The organism is Moraxella boevrei DSM 14165, from assembly GCF_000379845.1.
Taxonomy (GTDB): domain Bacteria; phylum Pseudomonadota; class Gammaproteobacteria; order Pseudomonadales; family Moraxellaceae; genus Faucicola; species Faucicola boevrei.
In genome coordinates this window covers 36,132-55,702 of sequence record NZ_KB903782.1, presented here as the reverse complement: position 1 = coordinate 55,702, position 19,571 = coordinate 36,132, and the positions used below count along the sequence as shown (strand labels likewise).

At 40.1% G+C, this 19,571-nt stretch carries 19 protein-coding genes and 3 pseudogenes; 11 read left to right on the top strand and 11 right to left on the bottom strand.

Translation table 11 applies throughout. The features are described 5' to 3' along the window. Positions 1-11: 11 nt before the first annotated feature. Together rpoH and A3G3_RS0105880 are read right to left on the bottom strand one after the other, a co-directional pair. A complete protein-coding gene (rpoH, locus tag A3G3_RS0105885; RefSeq protein ID WP_211207553.1) occupies positions 12-866 on the bottom strand; it encodes an RNA polymerase sigma factor RpoH in 855 nt (284 codons plus the stop codon). A 453-nt stretch (positions 867-1,319) separates the two neighbouring features. After that, on the bottom strand, positions 1,320-1,664 hold the full coding sequence (locus A3G3_RS0105880; RefSeq protein WP_019519616.1) for a sulfurtransferase TusA family protein: 345 nt from the start codon (positions 1,662-1,664) through the stop codon (positions 1,320-1,322). A 175-nt stretch (positions 1,665-1,839) separates the two neighbouring features. On the opposite strand from A3G3_RS0105880, the gene A3G3_RS0105875 reads away from it, so the two are divergent. Beyond that, positions 1,840-3,444 (top strand): M48 family metalloprotease, encoded by a 1,605-nt coding sequence (locus A3G3_RS0105875; protein ID WP_169333198.1) that lies wholly within the window; start codon positions 1,840-1,842, stop codon positions 3,442-3,444. 8 nt (positions 3,445-3,452) lie between these two features. On the opposite strand, the gene yihA is transcribed toward A3G3_RS0105875, so the two are convergent. After that, entirely contained in the window at positions 3,453-4,163 is a 711-nt protein-coding gene (yihA, locus tag A3G3_RS13265) for a ribosome biogenesis GTP-binding protein YihA/YsxC (RefSeq protein WP_019519614.1), read from the bottom strand. A gap of 417 nt (positions 4,164-4,580) precedes the next feature. Between yihA and A3G3_RS0105855 the strand changes: the two genes are divergently transcribed. Beyond that, positions 4,581-5,249, top strand: a complete 669-nt coding sequence (locus tag A3G3_RS0105855) for a c-type cytochrome (protein ID WP_019519611.1) — start codon at positions 4,581-4,583, stop codon at positions 5,247-5,249. 115 nt (positions 5,250-5,364) lie between these two features. Here A3G3_RS0105855 and A3G3_RS14250 read toward each other — a convergent pair. After that, positions 5,365-5,546 (bottom strand): annotated as a pseudogene (locus A3G3_RS14250) (transposase); the annotation flags it as partial. A 17-nt stretch (positions 5,547-5,563) separates the two neighbouring features. On the opposite strand from A3G3_RS14250, the pseudogene A3G3_RS13260 reads away from it, so the two are divergent. The 4 genes and pseudogenes from A3G3_RS13260 to A3G3_RS0105835 form a co-directional block, all read left to right on the top strand. Then, positions 5,564-5,887 (top strand): annotated as a pseudogene (locus A3G3_RS13260) (ABC transporter permease subunit); the annotation flags it as partial. 45 nt (positions 5,888-5,932) lie between these two features. Beyond that, positions 5,933-6,539: pseudogene (locus A3G3_RS13255) on the top strand (phosphate ABC transporter ATP-binding protein). 192 nt (positions 6,540-6,731) lie between these two features. After that, the gene (locus A3G3_RS0105840; protein ID WP_019519607.1) at positions 6,732-7,562 is read left to right on the top strand and encodes a threonine/serine exporter family protein; all 831 of its coding nucleotides are present in this window, start codon (positions 6,732-6,734) and stop codon (positions 7,560-7,562) included. Further along, positions 7,562-8,035: a threonine/serine exporter family protein gene (locus A3G3_RS0105835; RefSeq protein WP_019519606.1), complete on the top strand. Its 474-nt coding sequence runs from the start codon at positions 7,562-7,564 to the stop codon at positions 8,033-8,035. Before A3G3_RS0105840 ends, A3G3_RS0105835 begins: the two co-directional genes overlap by 1 nt. Before the next feature lie 93 nt (positions 8,036-8,128). On the opposite strand, the gene A3G3_RS0105830 is transcribed toward A3G3_RS0105835, so the two are convergent. Next, a complete protein-coding gene (locus A3G3_RS0105830) occupies positions 8,129-8,596 on the bottom strand; it encodes an Lrp/AsnC family transcriptional regulator (protein WP_019519605.1) in 468 nt (155 codons plus the stop codon). Positions 8,597-8,779: 183 nt separating this feature from the next. Here A3G3_RS0105830 and A3G3_RS14670 point away from each other — a divergent pair, with 183 nt between their 5' ends. The 3 genes from A3G3_RS14670 to A3G3_RS0105820 all read left to right on the top strand — a co-directional run bounded on the left by A3G3_RS14670 (position 8,780) and on the right by A3G3_RS0105820 (position 10,197). After that, positions 8,780-9,220 (top strand): EamA family transporter, encoded by a 441-nt coding sequence (locus A3G3_RS14670; RefSeq protein WP_211207551.1) that lies wholly within the window; start codon positions 8,780-8,782, stop codon positions 9,218-9,220. Next, positions 9,118-9,699, top strand: coding sequence for an EamA family transporter (locus A3G3_RS13250; RefSeq protein WP_211207550.1), 582 nt, complete (start codon positions 9,118-9,120; stop codon positions 9,697-9,699). The genes A3G3_RS14670 and A3G3_RS13250 overlap by 103 nt, the downstream gene beginning before the upstream one ends. 201 nt (positions 9,700-9,900) lie before the next feature. Next, positions 9,901-10,197 carry a hypothetical protein gene (locus A3G3_RS0105820; protein ID WP_019519604.1) on the top strand — a complete coding sequence of 99 codons (297 nt, stop codon included), beginning with the start codon at positions 9,901-9,903 and terminating at the stop codon, positions 10,195-10,197. Between the two features lie 19 nt (positions 10,198-10,216). On the opposite strand, the gene A3G3_RS0105815 is transcribed toward A3G3_RS0105820, so the two are convergent. The 5 genes from A3G3_RS0105815 to A3G3_RS0105800 form a co-directional block, all read right to left on the bottom strand. Beyond that, positions 10,217-10,831, bottom strand: a complete 615-nt coding sequence (locus A3G3_RS0105815; protein WP_026212877.1) for an IS607 family transposase — start codon at positions 10,829-10,831, stop codon at positions 10,217-10,219. Positions 10,832-10,863: 32 nt separating this feature from the next. Then, complete coding sequence (locus A3G3_RS14245) at positions 10,864-11,046, bottom strand: DNA-3-methyladenine glycosylase I (protein WP_083908846.1); 183 nt, start codon at positions 11,044-11,046, stop codon at positions 10,864-10,866. Positions 11,047-11,194: 148 nt separating this feature from the next. Further along, positions 11,195-12,514 carry an MFS transporter gene (locus A3G3_RS0105810; protein ID WP_019519602.1) on the bottom strand — a complete coding sequence of 440 codons (1,320 nt, stop codon included), beginning with the start codon at positions 12,512-12,514 and terminating at the stop codon, positions 11,195-11,197. Positions 12,515-12,696: 182 nt separating this feature from the next. Beyond that, positions 12,697-14,064, bottom strand: a complete 1,368-nt coding sequence (locus A3G3_RS0105805) for a GGDEF domain-containing protein (protein WP_083908845.1) — start codon at positions 14,062-14,064, stop codon at positions 12,697-12,699. A gap of 145 nt (positions 14,065-14,209) precedes the next feature. Continuing rightward, a complete protein-coding gene (locus A3G3_RS0105800) occupies positions 14,210-14,716 on the bottom strand; it encodes a C40 family peptidase (RefSeq protein WP_019519600.1) in 507 nt (168 codons plus the stop codon). 502 nt (positions 14,717-15,218) lie between these two features. Between A3G3_RS0105800 and A3G3_RS0105790 the strand changes: the two genes are divergently transcribed. After that, positions 15,219-16,139, top strand: coding sequence for a hypothetical protein (locus tag A3G3_RS0105790; RefSeq protein ID WP_156802111.1), 921 nt, complete (start codon positions 15,219-15,221; stop codon positions 16,137-16,139). Here A3G3_RS0105790 and ppsR read toward each other — a convergent pair. Beyond that, on the bottom strand, positions 16,136-17,011 hold the full coding sequence (ppsR, locus tag A3G3_RS0105785; RefSeq protein WP_019519597.1) for a posphoenolpyruvate synthetase regulatory kinase/phosphorylase PpsR: 876 nt from the start codon (positions 17,009-17,011) through the stop codon (positions 16,136-16,138). The two genes, A3G3_RS0105790 and ppsR, sit on opposite strands and share 4 nt — an antisense overlap. A 194-nt stretch (positions 17,012-17,205) precedes the next feature. Between ppsR and ppsA the strand changes: the two genes are divergently transcribed. Beyond that, a complete protein-coding gene (gene ppsA / locus A3G3_RS0105780; RefSeq protein ID WP_019519596.1) occupies positions 17,206-19,569 on the top strand; it encodes a phosphoenolpyruvate synthase in 2,364 nt (787 codons plus the stop codon). Positions 19,570-19,571 lie beyond the last annotated feature (2 nt).

Below are 19,571 nucleotides of genomic sequence, written 5' to 3'. Positions count from 1 at the left end.
CTTTTTCCGAATTAATCCAACTGCAAATGCGTATTTGCCAACATGGCTTCTTTGATTTTATCCATGGCATTTTTCTCAATCTGACGCACTCGCTCTGCCGAAATGTTATACGCCGCCGCCAAGTCGTGTAGCGTGGCTTTTTGCTCATTTAACCAACGCTGTTGCACGATATCCCGAGAGCGGTCATCCAACGCTTCCATAGCTTCCGCCAACGCCGTATTGTTGCTTTCTTCCCAGTCGGCATCTTCCACCACATCGGCAGGATTAACGCCGTCTTCCAAGAAATATTGCGGTGCATAACGCCCGTCATCGTCATCATCGCTTTGGGCTTCAAAGGAGGCATCATACGATGTTAAACGGCTCTCCATTTCCAACACTTGTTTAACGGTAACATTCAAATCTTTGGCAATCGCTTCAGCTTCTTCTAAGGTCAGTTGATTGTTGGTTTTTTTTAACGACCGCAAATTAAAAAACAGTTTACGATGCGCCTTGGTCGTGGCAACTTTGACAATCCGCCAATTACGAATGACAAATTCATGAATTTCCGCCTTAATCCAATGCACGGCAAACGACACCAACCGCACGCCTTTATTGGGGTCAAAACGCTTTACCGCCTTCATCAAACCCACATTGCCTTCTTGGATTAAATCGCCCTGTGGCAAGCCATAACCCGAGTAACTGCGAGCGATGTGAATGACAAAACGTAAATGCGACATAACGAGTAACCGAGCTGCTTCCACATCGCCTTCATCATAATAACGGTGTGCCAAGTCTTGCTCTTGCTCAGGCGTTAAAATCGGAATTTGATGCACGGCATTGATATACGCACCCAAGTTCACACCGGGGGCGGTCAAAGCGGTCGGCATAGTAGCAATTAAGGCATTGGTATTTTTGACTTTCTTTGGTTTTCGGGGCGGACGTTCGCCAAATTCGTCTGTGTATTCATCGTCAAACTCATCCATCAACGCATCGGCATCATCTTGGCTAAAACCCTTATCCAATTGCTCTAGTTTTTCCAAATCAAAATCATCATTGCCAAACTCATCAAAATCAGGCTCAAGCTCCAATCCGTCATCGTCAAGTTCATCATCAAACTCATCCGTCAGATGGTCTGCGGTGTCAATTTTCGTGGGATTGGCTGTTTTTTTGCGACTCATAAAAAACCTACGATGATAAAGCGGTAAAAAGAATTGTTATCAAAAATAACTGACAAAACTCGTATAAAAATACGCCTATTATAAACCGAACTTTGATAAAAACCACAACAATTATACTGTAAATTTGTAACATTTATTGCTTATTTTAATTTAATAAAATATTTATTTATTTTTAATAATCAAAAAATGAAACATTTCGCTTTGAGTGTTGTTTTCGTTTATTGCTGCAGAATGACAATCAAGCCCTGCGTGTTGGCAAAATGCTTGGATATCATTGGTGCTATTGGGGTCAGTGGCAGTCAGATATACGCCGTTGCCGATTTCAGTCGTTCTTAACGCCATTTTGAGCTTTAACAAGGGCATGGGGCAGGCAAGATTTTTACCATTGACATAATTTTCAATGTATAAATTTTCATTATAAGTTTTTGATAATAGGGTAAGAAAAACTTGCCAATCGTGTTGAAAATCGGTTTGTTCTGTTAAATGTTGCGAAATGGTGAAATTCATTTTTTACTCTTTTGTTAAATTTTAACTTAAATTTCATTTAAAAATTACAAATCAATGCAATTTTGATAAACAGCCTTAAGCAAATTATGCTATGCTAGTTTTGCCTTATTTTACTTGATTTTGGGAAAAATAAAAAACCATGTTACCAATCTTATCCAAAAATCTGCCAAAAAAAATGCCAAAAAAACCAAATCGTCAATCGTTGTTAAAAATAAGTTTAGCATCAAGTTTAACCCCAATTTTAGCCTTGTTGCTTGGATTTAGTATGCCAGTTTTTGCCCATGATAATCATTTTTATCAATCAAATTTAAATAATCATTTAACCAATAATTCAAAAAATAATTTAAATAATAATTTACAAAGCATAAATTTGCCCACGATTAGCGATGGTGGTTTGATTGATAGTCAACAAAGTTTGATGCTTGGCGAATGGGCATTACGACAGTTGAACGGCTCTGCTCCTTTGTTACAAGATTATTGGTTACAGCAACAGTTGGAACAGGTGGTTTGGCAATTAAATGCCTTTGCCCGTGCCGATGCACCGCTTGCGTTGGTGTTGATTAACGATAGACAAATCAATGCTTTTGCCGTGCCAGCGGGGTTGATTGGGCTAAATATTGGCTTGATTGACAAAGCCCAAAGTCTTGACGAAGTGGTGAGCGTGATTGCCCACGAAATCGCTCACGTCAGCCAACGCCATTACCAACACCGCAGTGATGAAAAGGGGAAACAAATGTTAATCCAAATGGGCGGATTATTGGCGAGTATCGTAGCGGCAAAATCAGGCGAAGGCAACGCAGGCATGGCGGTAATGATGGGTTCGCAAGCGATGTCAGCCAATGCAGGGGCATCATTTAGCCGTAGCCAAGAGCGTGAAGCAGACCGAGTGGGGATGCAAATCATGTCGCAAGCAGGCTATGATGTCAATGCCATGCCCCAATTTTTTGCCACGTTAAACCAACAAAATCCTGTCAAAGCCAATGCCTTGATTCCAAGTTTTGTCATGAGCCATCCACTCACCGCTGAACGGCTCAGCGAAACCACCAACCGAGCCAGAAGTTATCCAAATCAAGCACTTAGCAACAGCCCAACCCATTTATACCGCAAACAATTATTTGAACAAATCCAATGGTGGGGACGGTATCAAGCCAAATTAACCAATAAAAACGAACTCACCCAAGCCAGTCGCACCAGCGATGGGGCAAAACTTGCCCTTGCCATGTTGCTCACGGACGAACACCAATACCAAGAAGCCCAAATCACGCTCAAACCCTTGCAAGCGTCCATTCAAGATAACAGCAATCCGTTAGCGGTTATCGTATCGGCAAAACTAGATGATGCCCAAGGACAAACCACCCAAGCCATTGAAAAACTCAATAATTTGTCAAATTTACTGCCTGAACGCCGAGATATCAAGCTATATTTAGCTGATTTACACCTGAAAAACAACCAAGTACAAGGGGCGAAAGCGATAATCTCATTACTGCAACCTTTGGCAAAAAAATACCCAAGAGATGTGATAATTTGGCAAAAACTACAACAAGCCAGTCAAATTTTATCCAAAAATACGCAAAACGATGAAAAAATCATACACCAAATCAACGTGTTACGTTACCGTGCCAACGCACAATTTTGGCAAAATCAACTGGAAGATGCCATTACTTCGTTGGAACAAGCGAAAAACTTAGCCCAAACTTTACCGAAAAATACCACCATTTTGGCAAATATTCGTGAGCAAAATGAACAAATTCAGTCGGTTCATGCCTTTAAAATTGATTAATAAACGAATTAGTTTTCCGCATTAATCTCGGCATTCGTAGGGTTATTTGGCTCAAATCGTAACCAATCGGCGAGTTTTAAGCGTAACTCATCAATACCTTGTTTATTTTGGGCAGAAAACAACTGTACGCTAACAGGTAATTTTAGTTTTGCTAATTGATTTCGTACTTGTTGCAAGCTATTTTTTGATGCTCCGTACTTGAGCTTATCCGATTTTGTTAACAAAACGTGTACAGGCAAATCCCCATCTTTTGCCCAATGAAGCATTTGTTCATCAAAAAATTTTAGCGGATGCCGAATATCGCTTAATAGCACCAATCCTGTTAAACTTTTACGAGAAACCAAGTATTTTTCCAACTCTTTTTGCCATTCTTGTTTCATACTTTCAGGTACGGCGGCGTAGCCATAGCCAGGTAAATCTACCAACCTTTGTTCGGTATTTCCCATGTGAAAAAAGTTAATCATTTGGGTACGCCCCGGTGTTTTGGACGAGCGAGCCAGTTGGCGTTGGTTGGTAATGGCATTGATACACGACGATTTTCCCGCATTGGAACGCCCTGCGAACGCCACTTCTAGCCCTGTATCGGCAGGGCACAGCTTAAAGGTTGGGGCAGATAGCAAAAATTCAGTCTGTTGTAACCAACGTTGGCAATCATCAGTGGTTGGAGCGTTAGTTGGATTTTGGTCGGCAAAAGTTGGTTGGTTCGTTGCTTGGTTCATGGGCTTTCACAATCTAAATTTAAAAAAATTAACCGTTTATTTTAACAGAAAAACCCCACCGACTGCGGATTTTTTGTTAAGTTTTGTCAAAAATAGGCTGAAAAATTTTAACCATTTTTGCTGAGAAAAAACAAAAAAATTGCATTTTTTGCAAGATTTTTCATTTATTTGCCAGTAAAATTGTGGCATAATACGCATCATATCAATGATGCAATTGGGGTTTTAGCGGGATTGATTGTGCAGGACTTTGTGAAAAGTTTAAAAAAATCAAACAAAACTGTCAAAATCTTGTTATAATAGCACAATTATAACCTATTTTTTTGTGTTTAACGATGGTGTATCTGAAATAAAATTGGCAAAATGTTGTATTGCAAATTTTAAAGATTGCCAGCAATCTTTTTTGTAGGAAGATGACCGATGAAGAAAATTATCACTGCCGCCAGCCTTTTGATTGCCAGCGTAAGCGGTTCTGCGGCTGTTGCTGTGCCAAAATACGATATTGAAAAAGGTAAAGTGATTGCCGAAACGGTGTGTGCTGCGTGTCATGGGGCGAATGGTGTAAGTGCCGTGCCTGCACAACCAAACTTGGGCGGTCAAAGTGTAAAGTATCTGTATAAGCAATTAGTTGCGTTCAAAAATGGCGACCGTGCCAATGCCATTATGAAGGCTTACGCATCGCAACTTAGCGACCAAGATATGGCGAATGTGGCGGGTTATTTTGCCAGTCAGCCACGCTGGAGCGTCGGTTATGCCAATCCTGCAACCGCAGAAAAAGCTCAAAAATTATACTTTGGTGGTGACAGCAAACGTGGTGTAATCCCGTGTTCTGGCTGTCATGGTGGCAAAGGTAATGGTAATCAATGGGCGGCGTTCCCACGTTTGGGCGGTCAGCATCCTGAATATATTGCAACGCAGTTAAAGCTGTTCCGTGCGGCGGGTCGTGAAGATGAAGGCTTGATGCCAGAGCAGATGCGTACCAATGATGCTGCCAAAAAAGGCGAAAAAGGCATGATGCAAGTAGTCGCTGCTAAGCTGTCTGATAATGATATTAAAATTTTGTCAGATTTTATTGGGGCGTTGCACTAATTGTAGGGTGATTGATATTGATAAAAAAGCCAAATTGTATGATTTGGCTTTTTTATTGCGTGGTTATTTCAGTCACTAATCCTTATTAAAATTTTGGGGCTGAACTAGATTAAGTTCAAATTTCACACCATCTTCTCAACACTCTAAGCTGATTACAGGCGAGCCATAGTTAAAACGAAACTCACATTCTTTAATAAAAAGATGAAAGTTTTTCTTATCAATGCCGTTGTATTTTCTCAGCATTCTCTTGGCTTGCGACCAGAAGTTTTCAATGCCATTAATGTGATTTAAGTGATTTTGTTTATCTATAAACTCTTGGCACGCCAAAATGGAAACTAGTGAGCCACGTTACTTTGCGTTCTGCTAAGGCAGGGATTTTAACAGGCGTGTTGTTGGCATTTGCACGGATTTCAGGCAAAACCGCCCCATTATTATTTACTGCCATGAATAACCAATATTTTAGTTTAGATATGAACGCACCGATGGCAAATTTACCCAATGCCATTTATCAATTAGCATCGCAACCCTATGAAAATATGCAACAATTAGCGTGGGCAGGGGCGTTGTTAATCACCTTGGCGGTGCTTGGGTTAAATATGTTGGCAAGATTGTTAAGTGGTAAAGAATCACGTAGTTAATCAAAAATATACATTTATTTAAATATTTTTAAAAAAGGTTATCCTATGCAAGACAAACTAAAAAGTAAAACCCAAGTCAACCAATTTGATTTTTATTATGGTAAATTTCATGCCCTAAAAAACATTCATCTTAATATTTATGATAAAAAAGTAACCGCCTTTATCGGACCGTCAGGCTGTGGCAAATCCACGCTGTTACGCACGTTTAACCGTATGTACGAGCTCTATCCTAATATGCACGCTCATTCCAATGTCAATCTATGATAATGTAGCGTTTGGCGTGCGGTTATACGAAAAATTAAGCAAAAGCGAACTAGACGAACGTGTGGAATGGGCATTAAAAAAATCAGCCCTGTGGACAGAAGTCAAAGACAAACTCAAGAAATCAGGGCTACCGCTGTTAGGCGGACAACAGCAATGCTTGTGTATCGCTCGTGCGGTCGCCACTCGCCCTGAAGTGTTGTTGTTAGATGAACTGACATCGGCACTTGACCCCATTTCTACTGGGGCGATTGAAGCGTTAATTGCGGATTTAAAACAGGATTATACCATTGTGATTGTCACTCACAATATGCAACAAGCGATGCGAGTTTCGGATTATACGGCGTATATGTATTTGGGCGAAATGATAGAAATGGACAAAACCGAATAAATCTTTAACAATCCCAAAAATCCACAAACCAAAGGCTATATCAGTGGGCATTTTGGTTAACATAACCATGTTGTTTTTACAAAAACTGCCAATCGGTGGTTTTTTATTTTGAAAAAATTACTAAACTTGTGTAAAATTCATTTTTAATTTATTTTTACCAACTTTATCCCACATTTTGAAACATTAAACGGTATGCCCACCACCATTCGCCGATTGCCCTATATGGCATACGAAGACCAACAACAAATCACCCGCCTATGCGTGCGGTGTGGTTTATTGTTGATGCAATATGGGGCGGAGTCTACCGTGGTGGTGGATTTGTGTAAACGACTTGGGGCGACACTCGGCGTGGCGAGCGTGGAATGTAGCCTTGCGTTTAACGGTATTACCATTACCACGATTTATAATAATCGCTGTATCACGACCTTGCGAGCGTCCACGACTCATGTGATTAATGTTAATATGATTATCCAAATTCAGCGTATTGTGTTAGATTTGGAGCGAATGCCCACTGCCAATGGTTTGATTGACGGTGTTAGTCCACTAGAACACGCCATTCAACGCTTTGATAATTTAGATAAACGCACTTATCCGTTTTGGCTAGTGGCGATGATGGTGGGGCTGTCGTGTGCGTGTTTTGCTCATTTGGCAGGTGGTGATTTGGTGGTCGTGGCAATGACGTATTTGTCGGCAATGGTTGGGCAATTAGTCCGCTATTTTTTAACAAAACACCATTTTAATCCCTTTGTGGTGGCAGGGACGACCGCTTTTTGTGCGTCTATCTTGAGTAGTATGGCACTGCTTGCCCATCTGGGCAATGACCCACACATTGCCATTGCGTCCAGCGTGTTATTACTTGTACCAAGTTTTCCTTTGATTAATTCGTTGTCTGATATGTTAAAAGGTTATATGAATATTGGGATTGGGCGTTTTATGTTTGTGGTGATTTTGACCTTATCATCAGGCGTGGGCATTAGTTTGGCATTGATTTTATTACAAATTCATGAGTGGGGCATCGCCTAATGATTGTTATGATTGATGTTGGTAGCTTGGCGGAAGCGGTATTTTTTGCATCGCTCATGACGCTTGGTTGGAGCATGATGGTTAATGTACCAAAAGAACATTTGTGGAAGTGCGTGCTGATAACGGTAGTGGGCTTTGGTTTAAGAAATATTTGGTTACAATTGGGGGCAAATTTAATCGTCAGCACTTTTATAACCGCAATGGTAACGGGTTTTTTGTCGGTGTATTTGGCAAAACGTTATCTAATCACCCCAAAAACCGTCCTTGTCCCTGCACTTTTGTGTATGATGCCCGGTGTGCCTGCGTACAAAGCAATGTTAAGTTTGGTTGAGCTTGGTTACGCAGGCTATAATCAGCCATTATTCGCCCAAATGATGGATTATGCGTTAAAGGCATTTTTCGTCGCCTTTGCATTGGTATTTGGCTTGTCGCTACCGTCCACCATTATCTATCGTAAAGAGCCGATTGTTTAAAAAATCGTTCGTGGTAAGCTTGTCAAGCTATAACGGTTTTTTAACATATCACTTAACTCATGGCGAACGGAACACCTTATTTTATTATTTAGATTAATCTAATTCAATCTTTGTCCCAACTTTAGAAAAATTCATCACGAATTGACTTTTAAAACGTCTCACATTATTTTCAAAGGTCAAATAATCACGAGTAAAACGGTGATAATCTTCCATATTTTTGGCATGAACCAACAATAAAAAATCAAAATCTCCTGAAATTTCGTAACAACTCATCACATTTGGCAAACGGTTCATCAACCGTTCAAAACCGTCTTGCAACGCCGTATTTTGCTTTTCCATTTCAATCAAGACAAATGTCGTCAAGCCAAAACCCAACTCCACAGGGTTAATAATCGCTACTTGTTTGGTAATCACGCCTGTATCCATCATGAACTGAATACGGCGTTGACAGGTGGCAACTGACGCATGGACTTGCTCGGAGATATTTTTGAGCGGTAGGGTCGCATCTTCTTGTAAAATATTTAAAATACGCTTATCAATATCATCAATTTCGTGTTGCATAACAGACCTATCATAGAGCTTAAAATCACTTTGTGCAAAAAAAGCATTTTTTTATAAAAAAAGAATGTGCTAATTTAGCATAATTTGTTAAAAAATGAAATATTTTTTCAAAAAAACCTTTTATAATATCGCAATATTTTTTGAAAAATGATTTGAAAAAACGGATTGTGGGTCACCATTGATATGCAAAATTTAACCGCTCAACCCAAACTTAACCCAACCGCGAGCTTTACCAATCTTTTGCAAAATAACAAAATTTTATCAGGTATTACGTTAGCATTGTTGTCCAATGTGCTGTTTGTGGTGCTGTATCTGTACAGTCATTGGCTATTGCCGTTGACAGGCACGCAGGTGTTTTTGTGGCGAATGGTAGCGATGTGGTTTGGTCTGCTCGCAATTATGCTGATGAGCGGTAGTTTTGCCAAATTACGCCGATTTTGGCAAGGTTTGACCACGTTAAAACAAAAGTTGCTGTTGGTGTTGCCCACGCCGATTTTGGCAAGTCAGTTGTGGTTATTTATGTGGGCACCTGTGAATGGGCAGGCGGTGAATGTAGCGATTGGTTATTTTTTATTCCCGCTTGCGATGGTTGTGGCGGGCTTATCGTATTCGGTGAACGGTTAAACCGCCTAAAAAGCATAGCGATTGTTCTAGCAGTGCGAGGGGTGGTGTTGCAGGTGTATTTGGCAGGTTCAGTGTCGTGGGCGACCGCGTGGGTTTGTTTAACTTATCCGATTTATTATACCGTTCGTCGTTGGCAGGGCGTGCCTGCGTTGTTGGGTTTATTTGTGGATTTGACGATAATTGCTCCGATTGCGTTGGCGGTGTTGTGCTGGCAAGGCGATAGTTTTGCGGTGATGAGTGGCTCATTGTCTATGGTGGCGTTGGTTGTAGGGCTTGGGGTGATTAGTGCGGTGGCGATGCAGAGTAATTTGCAGGCGAGTTCGCTGTTGCCTGTGAATTTGTTCGGGATGCTCAGTTATCTTGAGCCTGCGTTGATGTTTGTGCTGTCTATTGTGGTATTAAATGAAGTGGTGAGTACAGAAAAAATGCTGAGTTTTGGGTTGATTTGGGCGGGGATTTTGATGATGATTGGGCAGTAGGTTTGGCAAAACAAACGGTTGAAAAAGTGATTGTTGGTTGGGGGAAATGTGCTATTTTATTATAAATGTCTTGTGATAGGATACATAGAAGATTGGTTTGGTTAAGATTTTTAATTCTATTTTGACAGTTTTATATTTATAGATAATGTGTTATTTATATCTTAATTAAAAAATATATAGGTTGTTTTTGAGGAGAAGAAAATGGTTGCTGGTACAGAGTTAAAAATAACCCCTGAAGGGATTTTTATTACTACTGAAAATAAATTTGAGGTGAAAGCAGATAAACATATTTTTAAAGAAGGTGGCAGTGTTAATATTAATATTCCTAAGTTACCGATTATCCAATTAGGTGATTTTGGAGAAGGATTTATTTTAACCGAAAAAAGTACACAAAGTAAAATAACAAATCAGAGACTTTGGGTAAAAAGAGAAGATGGAGCTATTCAAGAGTTTCAAACAGATGACAAAGGTGAAACCAAACAAATTAAAGCTGTCTAATTAAACTTGACCACTACAGTCATTCTAAAACCTCTTTAACGGCTTCGAGTAGTTTTTTATTCTTTTTACTGCGTGAGCCATAAAACCGTGCCGAAAATACGGTGATAATTTCGAGTACGTCTTGGGCGAGTTCTTCTTCAAAAGATAGGTTTTTGCCTTGATTGATAATGATGATTTCCACGTTTCTTGCTTCACATAGGGCGAAGACAAGTTCTGCTCCAAAGCGTAATAAGCGGTCTTTGTGGGTAAGCACCAGTCGCCCTATTTGATTTTCAAGTATGCCGTCAAGTAATTGTTTTAATCCTTTTTTGTGGTAGTTCATGCCACTGCCTAAGTCGTTAATGATTTCATACGTCCAACCTTGTTTGGCACAGTACATTTCTAAGACTTGGATTTGACGGTGTAGGTCTTCTTTTTGGTCGTGGCTTGATACACGAGTATAAGCAATGGTTCTACGGTCTTTATCACCTATGCCGTGTAGTAAGTTAGGATTGATTCTGCTGATGTCGTAACGTCTATGCCCTTTTGGGGTGCGTTCTGCCACAAGCACGCCTGTTTCATCCCATCTGCGTAAGGTTGAGATAGAAACGCCTAACTGTTCGGATGCTTGATTGATAGTTATTAATCTGTTTATAATAGGTATTATTGCATAGATTTAGGTAGATTTCAATAAACAGTTATTAGCCCCGCTTGAATCCCTTCAAGACACCGCATTGCAAATAAATAACGGTCGTCAAAACTCGGCTTGCCCCATTCGGTATCGTGATAATGCTGATAGAGCGTGTCAAATGGTGGCTTGGTAATGCACCATGCACAGCGGATCGGGTGGGGATTTGGGTTTGGTATCATTTTTTATTTTTGTTAAAAGCTTAGTTGTATCAAAGGCGATATTTTAGCAGTTTTTCATCAACTCGCAAATTTTTGACAAAGTTTTAACAAAAAACCACCAAACTTTTGATAAGATTGGCGGTTGGTGATAATAAATTTTAAAAATAGCCTAAGCGGTTAAATCAATATTTTTGGTTTCTTTCATTGTCATCAACGCAAACAGCGACAAAATTGCATTGGCAAACATATAAATGCCCACGCCCATCATGCCAAAACGATTGTTAATCTCAATAGCGACTAAAGTTGCAATCGATGCACCGACAATTGCCGCTAAATTGTAGGATAATGACGCACCAGAATAGCGAACTTCTGTTGGGAATAATTCAGGCAGTAACGCCGCCATCGGACCAAAAGTCATACCCATAAACGCCATCCCAACCACCAAGAACGCCAACACGCTCACTGGCGTGCCATTTGTCAAAAATAATGGCAAGCATAAGCCAAAAATCATGATGCCGATGGTAACAAAGGTTAGCCATTTTTTGCGACCGATTTTATCAGCGATGATGCCAGACACGCTCGTGAATAAACCAAACACAATCGCACTTAACAACAAAAATCCTGTAAATGTATTCGGTTCAATACCAAGCCCCATCGGGTGTCCGTCTGGGGAAAGTTTCGCAGGGCTTTTTGAATACACTTGCACAAAGGCGGTCATGATATAAAATAGCACATAGGTCGCTGCCATGACGAACGTCCCTTGCAAAATCGGTCGCCAATATTCAGTTAAAACCTTGAACACAGGAGCATTGACCTTTTTACCTTCGGCTTCGGCGGTGCGGTACACATGGCTTTCGTGCAAAGTCATACGCACATACAGTCCCACCCCAACAAGTATCATTGAAATTAAAAATGGAATCCGCCATGCCCATTCCACCAACGCATCCTTGCCAAGCAAATAACTTAATACAAAGAATACGGCATTTGCTAAAAATAGCCCAATTGGTGCACCAAGTTGTGGAAACGTACCATACCACGCACGTTTGCCTTCAGGAGCGTTTTCGGTAGCGACCAACGCCGCACCGCCCCATTCACCACCAAGTCCGATGCCTTGACCGATGCGTAAAATACACAAAAGTAGGGGAGCTACTACGCCAATCTGGGCATAAGTTGGCAAAATTCCAATGGCAACGGTGGATAAGCCCATGGTCAAAAGTGACGCAACTAAGGTTTTTTTGCGTCCTAATTTATCACCAAAATGCCCAAACAACGCCGAACCGACAGGGCGAGCGATAAACGCCAACGCCAAAGTCGATAGCGAAAATAGGGTAGCGGCAGCAGGGTCAGATTTATCAAAAAACTGAGTATTAAATACCAAAACCGCAGCGGCAGCATAGATATAATAGTCATAAAACTCGATAGCAGTGCCAATCATCGATGCCATCGCGACTTTTTTGGGGTCATTGCGTAAAGGGATAGTTTGGGTCATGTTGCTTCCAATCATCTGAAATTATAAAAAGTTAGGATTTATGTGTATAATATAAATTATTGGAATGAATTAGAAAAGCAGAAGAATAGGAATAATTTTTATACAAATAATAAAAATTAGTTATAAAAATTTATAAAAAGAAAATAATTAGCGATATTTAAGAATGAGTTTAAAGCATGATTTTAAATATGGTCTTGAAACCGCATCGGTTTTGCTAACATGACACGGTTGCGCCCTGTGGTTTTGGCTTGGTACATGGCATCATCAGCACGGTTAATCAGCTTTTCAAATGCCATGGGTAATTCTAAACTTGGTGATGTTTGTTGGCGTAAATAGCTCAAAAAATGCGGTTTTTGCGGATTATCAACGCTTTCGCCGAGCCGATACATTGAGCCAACGCCAAGGCTTGCCGTTACTACAAGCTCATGTTGTCCTTGATTGGCTTTCACATGGGCGTTATCAGTTAACTTAACAGGATTGTTAGCAATCGCATGGCGGATTTTTTCGGCAAAAACTTGGGTTTCGTGTTGTTCACTATTGGGCAAAATGACCACAAACTCTTCACCGCCGAGCCGTCCTAATACTGCTCTTTTTGGCAAAATCGGCTTGACTGCTTGCACCGCATGGATAAGTACTTTATCGCCAATGGGATGCCCATAAGTGTCATTCACATTTTTAAATTTATCCAAATCAAAGTAAATCACACTCACCGCTTGCCAATCTCGGTATGTCCACAGATGATTAAAAAACGCATATACACTTCTGCGGTTGTATGCTCCTGTTAACGCATCTATTTCCGAGAGATGATAAATGGATTGCTCTTGTTTTTCTAAAACTCGCAATACTTGGGCGACTGCTAACACGGTTAAGGTTACTTTTGGTACCGCAAGATACAAATAGCTTAACTGCCAAATTTGCGTGCCATAGAGATTATCTGCTGGATAAAAACTTGGTACAGCGTGAAAATATTGAAAATGTTGATTAATCAAAAAAAACAGCAATACCGCCACGCATAACAGATAGGCGGTCAAAATAAACCGCCAACGCAACAAAAACAGCCCAAGCACCATACTGCCCAAAAACATAATGCCGACTGCGCTGGTATTTTCCCCAATTGCTAAGGTAAATAATAGTCCATAAAATAGGTACATCAGCACATATGAGCCTTGCACCCAAAACCAACGAGCCGTATTTTCAGGGATATTTAACACACCTGCAATCGCCAAAATTGATAAGCTAAACAAAGCTAATGCGAACATGGCGAGCGATAACATCACGTCATCCTCCACCACATTGCCAACGCCTGCAATATTTAGACGCTCAGACGATAGCATAAACGCATACCAACTGCCGTGTAATGCTAATTCAAGCATGGTTAACAAGATAAATAAGATAAACTTATCCGTTTCGGTAGCTTTTAGATTGTATTGGCCGACTTGATATTTATTAGGTAATAAATTAAACACCGTTGCCAAACGTCGCCAAAACCCTAAAGGCGTAGTAGTAGTATCGGAATAGCTAAGGTGTGTTTGACTGGCTAAGTTTGACATGATGTAACAGAATTATTAAAAAATTTTAACGTCAAATTATAATCATTTTTTAGTAAAAATACACCCATAAATGACCCTTTAAAAGATAAACGCATGAAAAAAGCAGACAAAAGTCTGCTTTAACACTGATACAACTTGTTAAAAATTAACCATTTAATACACGGCGAGCAGTGATATAACGTCCTGCCCAATATTTTGAATTTAAGCTAGTGATTTCTACAGTTTTGCCTGTTGAGGGTGAATGGATAAATTTGCCATCGCCCACATACATACCCACATGACTGATACGGCTGCCGCTATGGGCAAAAAACACCATATCGCCTACTTGTAACGCATCACGGCTAACTTGTTTGCCCACTGTTGCCATATCACGAGAAGTGCGTGGTAGGCTGATACCTGCATTTTTGAACACATATTGCATAAAGCCACTGCAATCAAATCCGCTTGGTGTTGTACCACCGAACCGATATGGTGTACCGATAAGGGTTTTGGCTTTACTAAGCAAGCCATCCGCTGTGTTTGAAGTTTGGCTTTGTAGCGTGGTGATTTTTTCTAACAAATTGTCCACCCCATCATTTGCTGTGGCGGTGGTTGGTAGGCTAAACATTACACAAGGAACAAGGGTTACCATAGCTTTTTGGATAAAATTCATGGCTAAAAACTCATATTCAAGTTTTTATGCGTATATTTGTTATGTTTTTGCAAATGTTGCTAAAAAACATACGCATAAAAATTTATCAATTAAACATATACAAAAGTGGCTTTTGGGTTACATAACCAACCAATTTGGTTACATAATGATAAAAGTGTGGCTATGATAACAGGAAATATTTTAAAATTTGGATATCTTTTTGGCTTAAAATGTTAACAAATATTACAATGTTAACAAGATCGGTAGAAGAAAGTTTACAGAAAGTACACAGAAAAATTACGGTAACAAAAAAATCTTAAAACCAAAATAATGTCGATAAATTACAAAATTATCCTAGAAAAAACATCAAATTTTTGGCAAAATTTTTGATTTAAAATTGTTTATTTTTTAACCAAATTATTGACTTGGGTTAAATTGAACAATTTTTATAAAGTTTTTATGTTTTTTATATAAAGCTGTTAGCGATTTATCTGTAATATTGTGAATGTTTATGTCAAAAAATATGTCAAAGAAAGCTTTTTATCCATCATTTTATTTGATATTGTATGTTGCGATTTTTTCATCTTGTTTGTGGACAAAGGCAAGTTTTGCATTAATCAGTGAAAATATACCAAATTATCAATTAGTTACTAAAAAGCTCGATAAAGATTTGTTACAACGCAGTCATTTGGATTTTGTCAATAAAAATTCGGTAACTTACCATTATGAACAAGTTCAAATCGGCGAACGTGCTTATCGGCTTGGCGTGTTTGAGCATTCGCCTGTCGGTAATTTGCGGTATTTGGTGGTACATGACTCGGAAGATGCCAGTTTTGACAGTGGGTTGCAAACTTTAGTGAATCACGGTGGACGCATGGTGGTGCTAGAAAATGCAGAACAACGAGGGCTATTTGACCAAATTTCACAAAAGAATACCGAAATTGACCCCAATCGGATTTTTGGTTATCAAGATAGCAAAACCTTAGAAGCACAATCTAGTTACTTATTTTCACAATATATTTTAGAAAAATTAAATTTAAATCGTGATAGTATCGTGTTGGCATTGCATAATAATAGCCGTTATGGGCGATTTGGCATGAATAATTTGGCAGAGCTGGGCGATATGACGGTAAATTGTCGCCATGATGCAGAGCAAAAAAATCTGTTTTGGTTTACCCAAAGTAATACGAAGAATTTTGATAAAAATCAGCTAGTTAACAATTTGTGTGCAGCGCAACAATTTAACGTGGTAACCGAAAATGTTGGTGAAGTGAGCGATAAATCGTTGTCAAATTTTAGCCATTTTTATGGAATTGATTATATCAATATTGAAATAAAAATGGCTAAAAATGGCAATGCCAAGAGCGAATATGACGCAAAAATGGCTCAAATCCGCTATATTAATGCTTTGTTAAAACAATTAAAAACGCTCAAGCAACCTTAACCAAAACGGCGTTTTAACCCTGTCATTTGTAAAATACGGGTAGCGATTTCTTCAATGGACATGGTAGAAACATCAATATTGGGAATGCCTTGCGAAATGTAAATGCCTTGAATGGCTTGTAATTCTTGTTGGCATTGGTGATAGCTGGCATAGCGACTGCCTGCTTTGCGTTCTTGGCGGATTTTTACCAAACGGTCGGTATCAATCACCAAGCCAAATAGCTTGTCTTTGTAGGGTTGCAGGGCTTTTGGTAACGTGTTTTCGTATAAGTCATCTTCGGTTAACGGATAGTTTGCGGCCCGAATACCAAATTGTAACGCCAAATATAGCGATGTCGGCGTTTTGCCCGAACGTGATACCCCAATCAAAATAATGTCCGCCACCGAGTAATGGTTGGTTCTTGCCCCGTCATCATTATCAAGGGCAAAATGTACTGCGTCAATCCGCTCTTTATAAATTTCTGAGTCTACATCACCGTGAGCATTTACCGTATGTGGAGCAGGGGATACACCTAATTCATCAGAAATTTTACCGATTAAACCTTCATAAATATCCAAATTAAACGCTTCGGCTTGGTTAATGCGTTCACGGATTTTATCATCAACAATCGTGTCAAATACCAATGGCTTTACCCCATCTTTTTGGTAGGCTTGGTTAATGTGTTCGACCGCATTGTCGGCTTTTTCCATGCTGTCCACGTACGGAATAACGTACACCTGAAATGGCACGTTGGGAAAACGGGTTAACATTGAGCGTCCAATGGTCTCGGAGGTAATTGCCGTGCCGTCAGACACATAAAACACCGTACGTAAATTATCGCCATTTTCATTCAGAGCATTTTTGTTTTGCATGGTGGCTTTGATAGTATCCATAAGATATCCTTGCTAAAAGTGTGCCTTTTTATTATACCTAATTTAGCGGTAAAATTGGACAAATTTGCAAAAATAATCGCAAACTTAACAAATTTTTTTTGTGAAAAGGACTTTTTTAGTGTAAAATATATGGCATAATTTTGCAAAATACCCCTATTTTAAAAATTTATTTCATCAAACAGCACGGAGTTGTTATGAACCCACAAGTAATCCCGTTTGAAAAACTTGGTAAAAACGATATTAACAAAGTCGGTGGCAAAAATGCGTCATTGGGCGAGATGATTAGCCATTTGACTGACCTTGGTGTGAGCGTACCGACAGGTTTTGCCACTACATCAGATGCCTTTAACAAGTTTTTGCATGACACAGGTTTAAATGACAAAATCAATGACGCGTTAAAAGGCTTAAATGTCGATGACGTTCATGCCCTTGCCGAAACGGGTAAAAAAATCCGTGACATGATTATTGCCCAACAGTTGCCAAAAGATTTGGAACAAGAAATTCGTGATGCCTTTGCCACATTGAGCGAAGGACAAGACATTGCGGTGGCGGTGCGTTCATCAGCAACCGCAGAAGATTTGCCTGATGCGTCATTTGCAGGTCAGCAGGAAACGTTTTTAAATATTCGTGGTATTGACAATATTTTGGTGGCAATTAAAGAAGTGTTTGCATCGCTTTACAACGACCGTGCGATTGCCTATCGTGTACATAAAGGTTTTGAACACGCAGGCGTGGCGTTGTCAGCAGGTGTTCAGCGTATGGTGCGTTCAGAGACTGGCACGTCAGGCGTGATGTTTACCATTGATACCGAAAGTGGTTTTGATGATGTGGTGTTTATCACTGCAAGTTATGGTTTGGGTGAAATGGTGGTACAAGGGGCGGTAAACCCTGATGAATACTATCTTTCAAAAACCTTGTTAAATAATAATAAACCCGCGATTATCCGCCGAAATCTTGGCTCAAAACAACAAAAAATGGTGTATGCTGACAGTTTTTCAGCAGGAAAATCGGTAAAAGTCGTGCCTGTTGACAAAGAAGAACGCCAACAATTTGCTTTAAGCAATGACGAGCTGACCGAACTTGCCAAACAAGCGTTGATTATTGAAAAACATTATGGTCATGCCATGGATATTGAGTGGGCAAAAGATGGCGATAGCGGAAAATTATTTATCGTCCAAGCTCGTCCAGAAACGGTCAAAAGCCGTGAAGGTAGCAATGTCATGGAACGCTATTTGTTAAAAGAAAAAGGCGACGTGATTTGTGAAGGACGTTCAATCGGTCAACGTATCGGGGCAGGTACGGTGCGTATCGTCAATGCAATCAGCGAAATGGACAAAGTCCAAGACGGCGATGTACTCGTCTCTGATATGACTGATCCAGATTGGGAACCTGTGATGAAACGTGCGTCAGCGATTATTACCAACCGTGGCGGACGTACTTGCCATGCGGCGATTATCGCTCGTGAATTGGGCGTGCCTGCGATTGTCGGTTGTGGCAATGCCACTGAATTGTTAACAGACGGTCAATCTGTTACCGTATCGTGTGCCGAAGGGGATACAGGCTTTATTTATGAAGGTAAACTGGACTTTGAAATCCAAAATAATTCTATTGACAGTATGCCAGAGCTTGCGTTTAAAGTGATGATGAATGTCGGCAATCCTGACCGTGCCTTTGGGTTTGCCCAAATTCCAAATAAAGGGGTTGGGTTGGCACGTTTGGAATTTATTATTAACCGTATGATTGGCGTGCATCCAAAAGCCTTGCTTAACATGAACACGCTACCACGAGAAATCGTCCAAGCCATTCAAGACCGCATTGCAGGTTATGCAAGTCCTGTTGATTTTTATGTGGACAAATTGGTTGAAGGTATTTCAACCTTAGCTGTTGCGTTCAAAGATAAACCCGTCATCGTAAGGATGTCTGACTTTAAATCGAACGAATATGCCAACCTTATCGGCGGTAAATTATACGAACCTTCTGAAGAAAATCCAATGCTTGGTTTCCGTGGGGCGAGCCGTTATGTATCGGATAATTTCCGTGATTGTTTTGAACTGGAATGCCGTGCTTTAAAACGTGTGCGTGATGACATGGGCTTGACCAATGTGGAAATCATGATACCATTCGTGCGTACCACAGGTGAAGCCAAACGTGTGATTGAGCTATTAGCAGAAAATGGCTTAAAACGTGGTGAAAATGGCTTACGTATCATCATGATGTGCGAATTGCCAACCAATGCGTTGCTTGCCGATGAGTTTTTGGAATACTTTGATGGTTTTTCAATCGGTTCAAATGATTTGACGCAATTAACGCTTGGTCTTGACCGTGATAGCGGTATCGTGTCGCATTTGTTTGATGAACGAGACCCAGCCGTGAAAAAAGTGTTAAAAATGGCGATTGATGCTTGCAACAAAGCAGGTAAATACATCGGTATTTGTGGACAAGGTCCGTCTGACCACCCAGATTTAGCCCATTGGCTTATGGAACAAGGCATCAGCTCGGTATCATTAAACCCTGATAGCGTGCTAGACACTTGGTTCTTTTTATCAAAGGACAAATAACT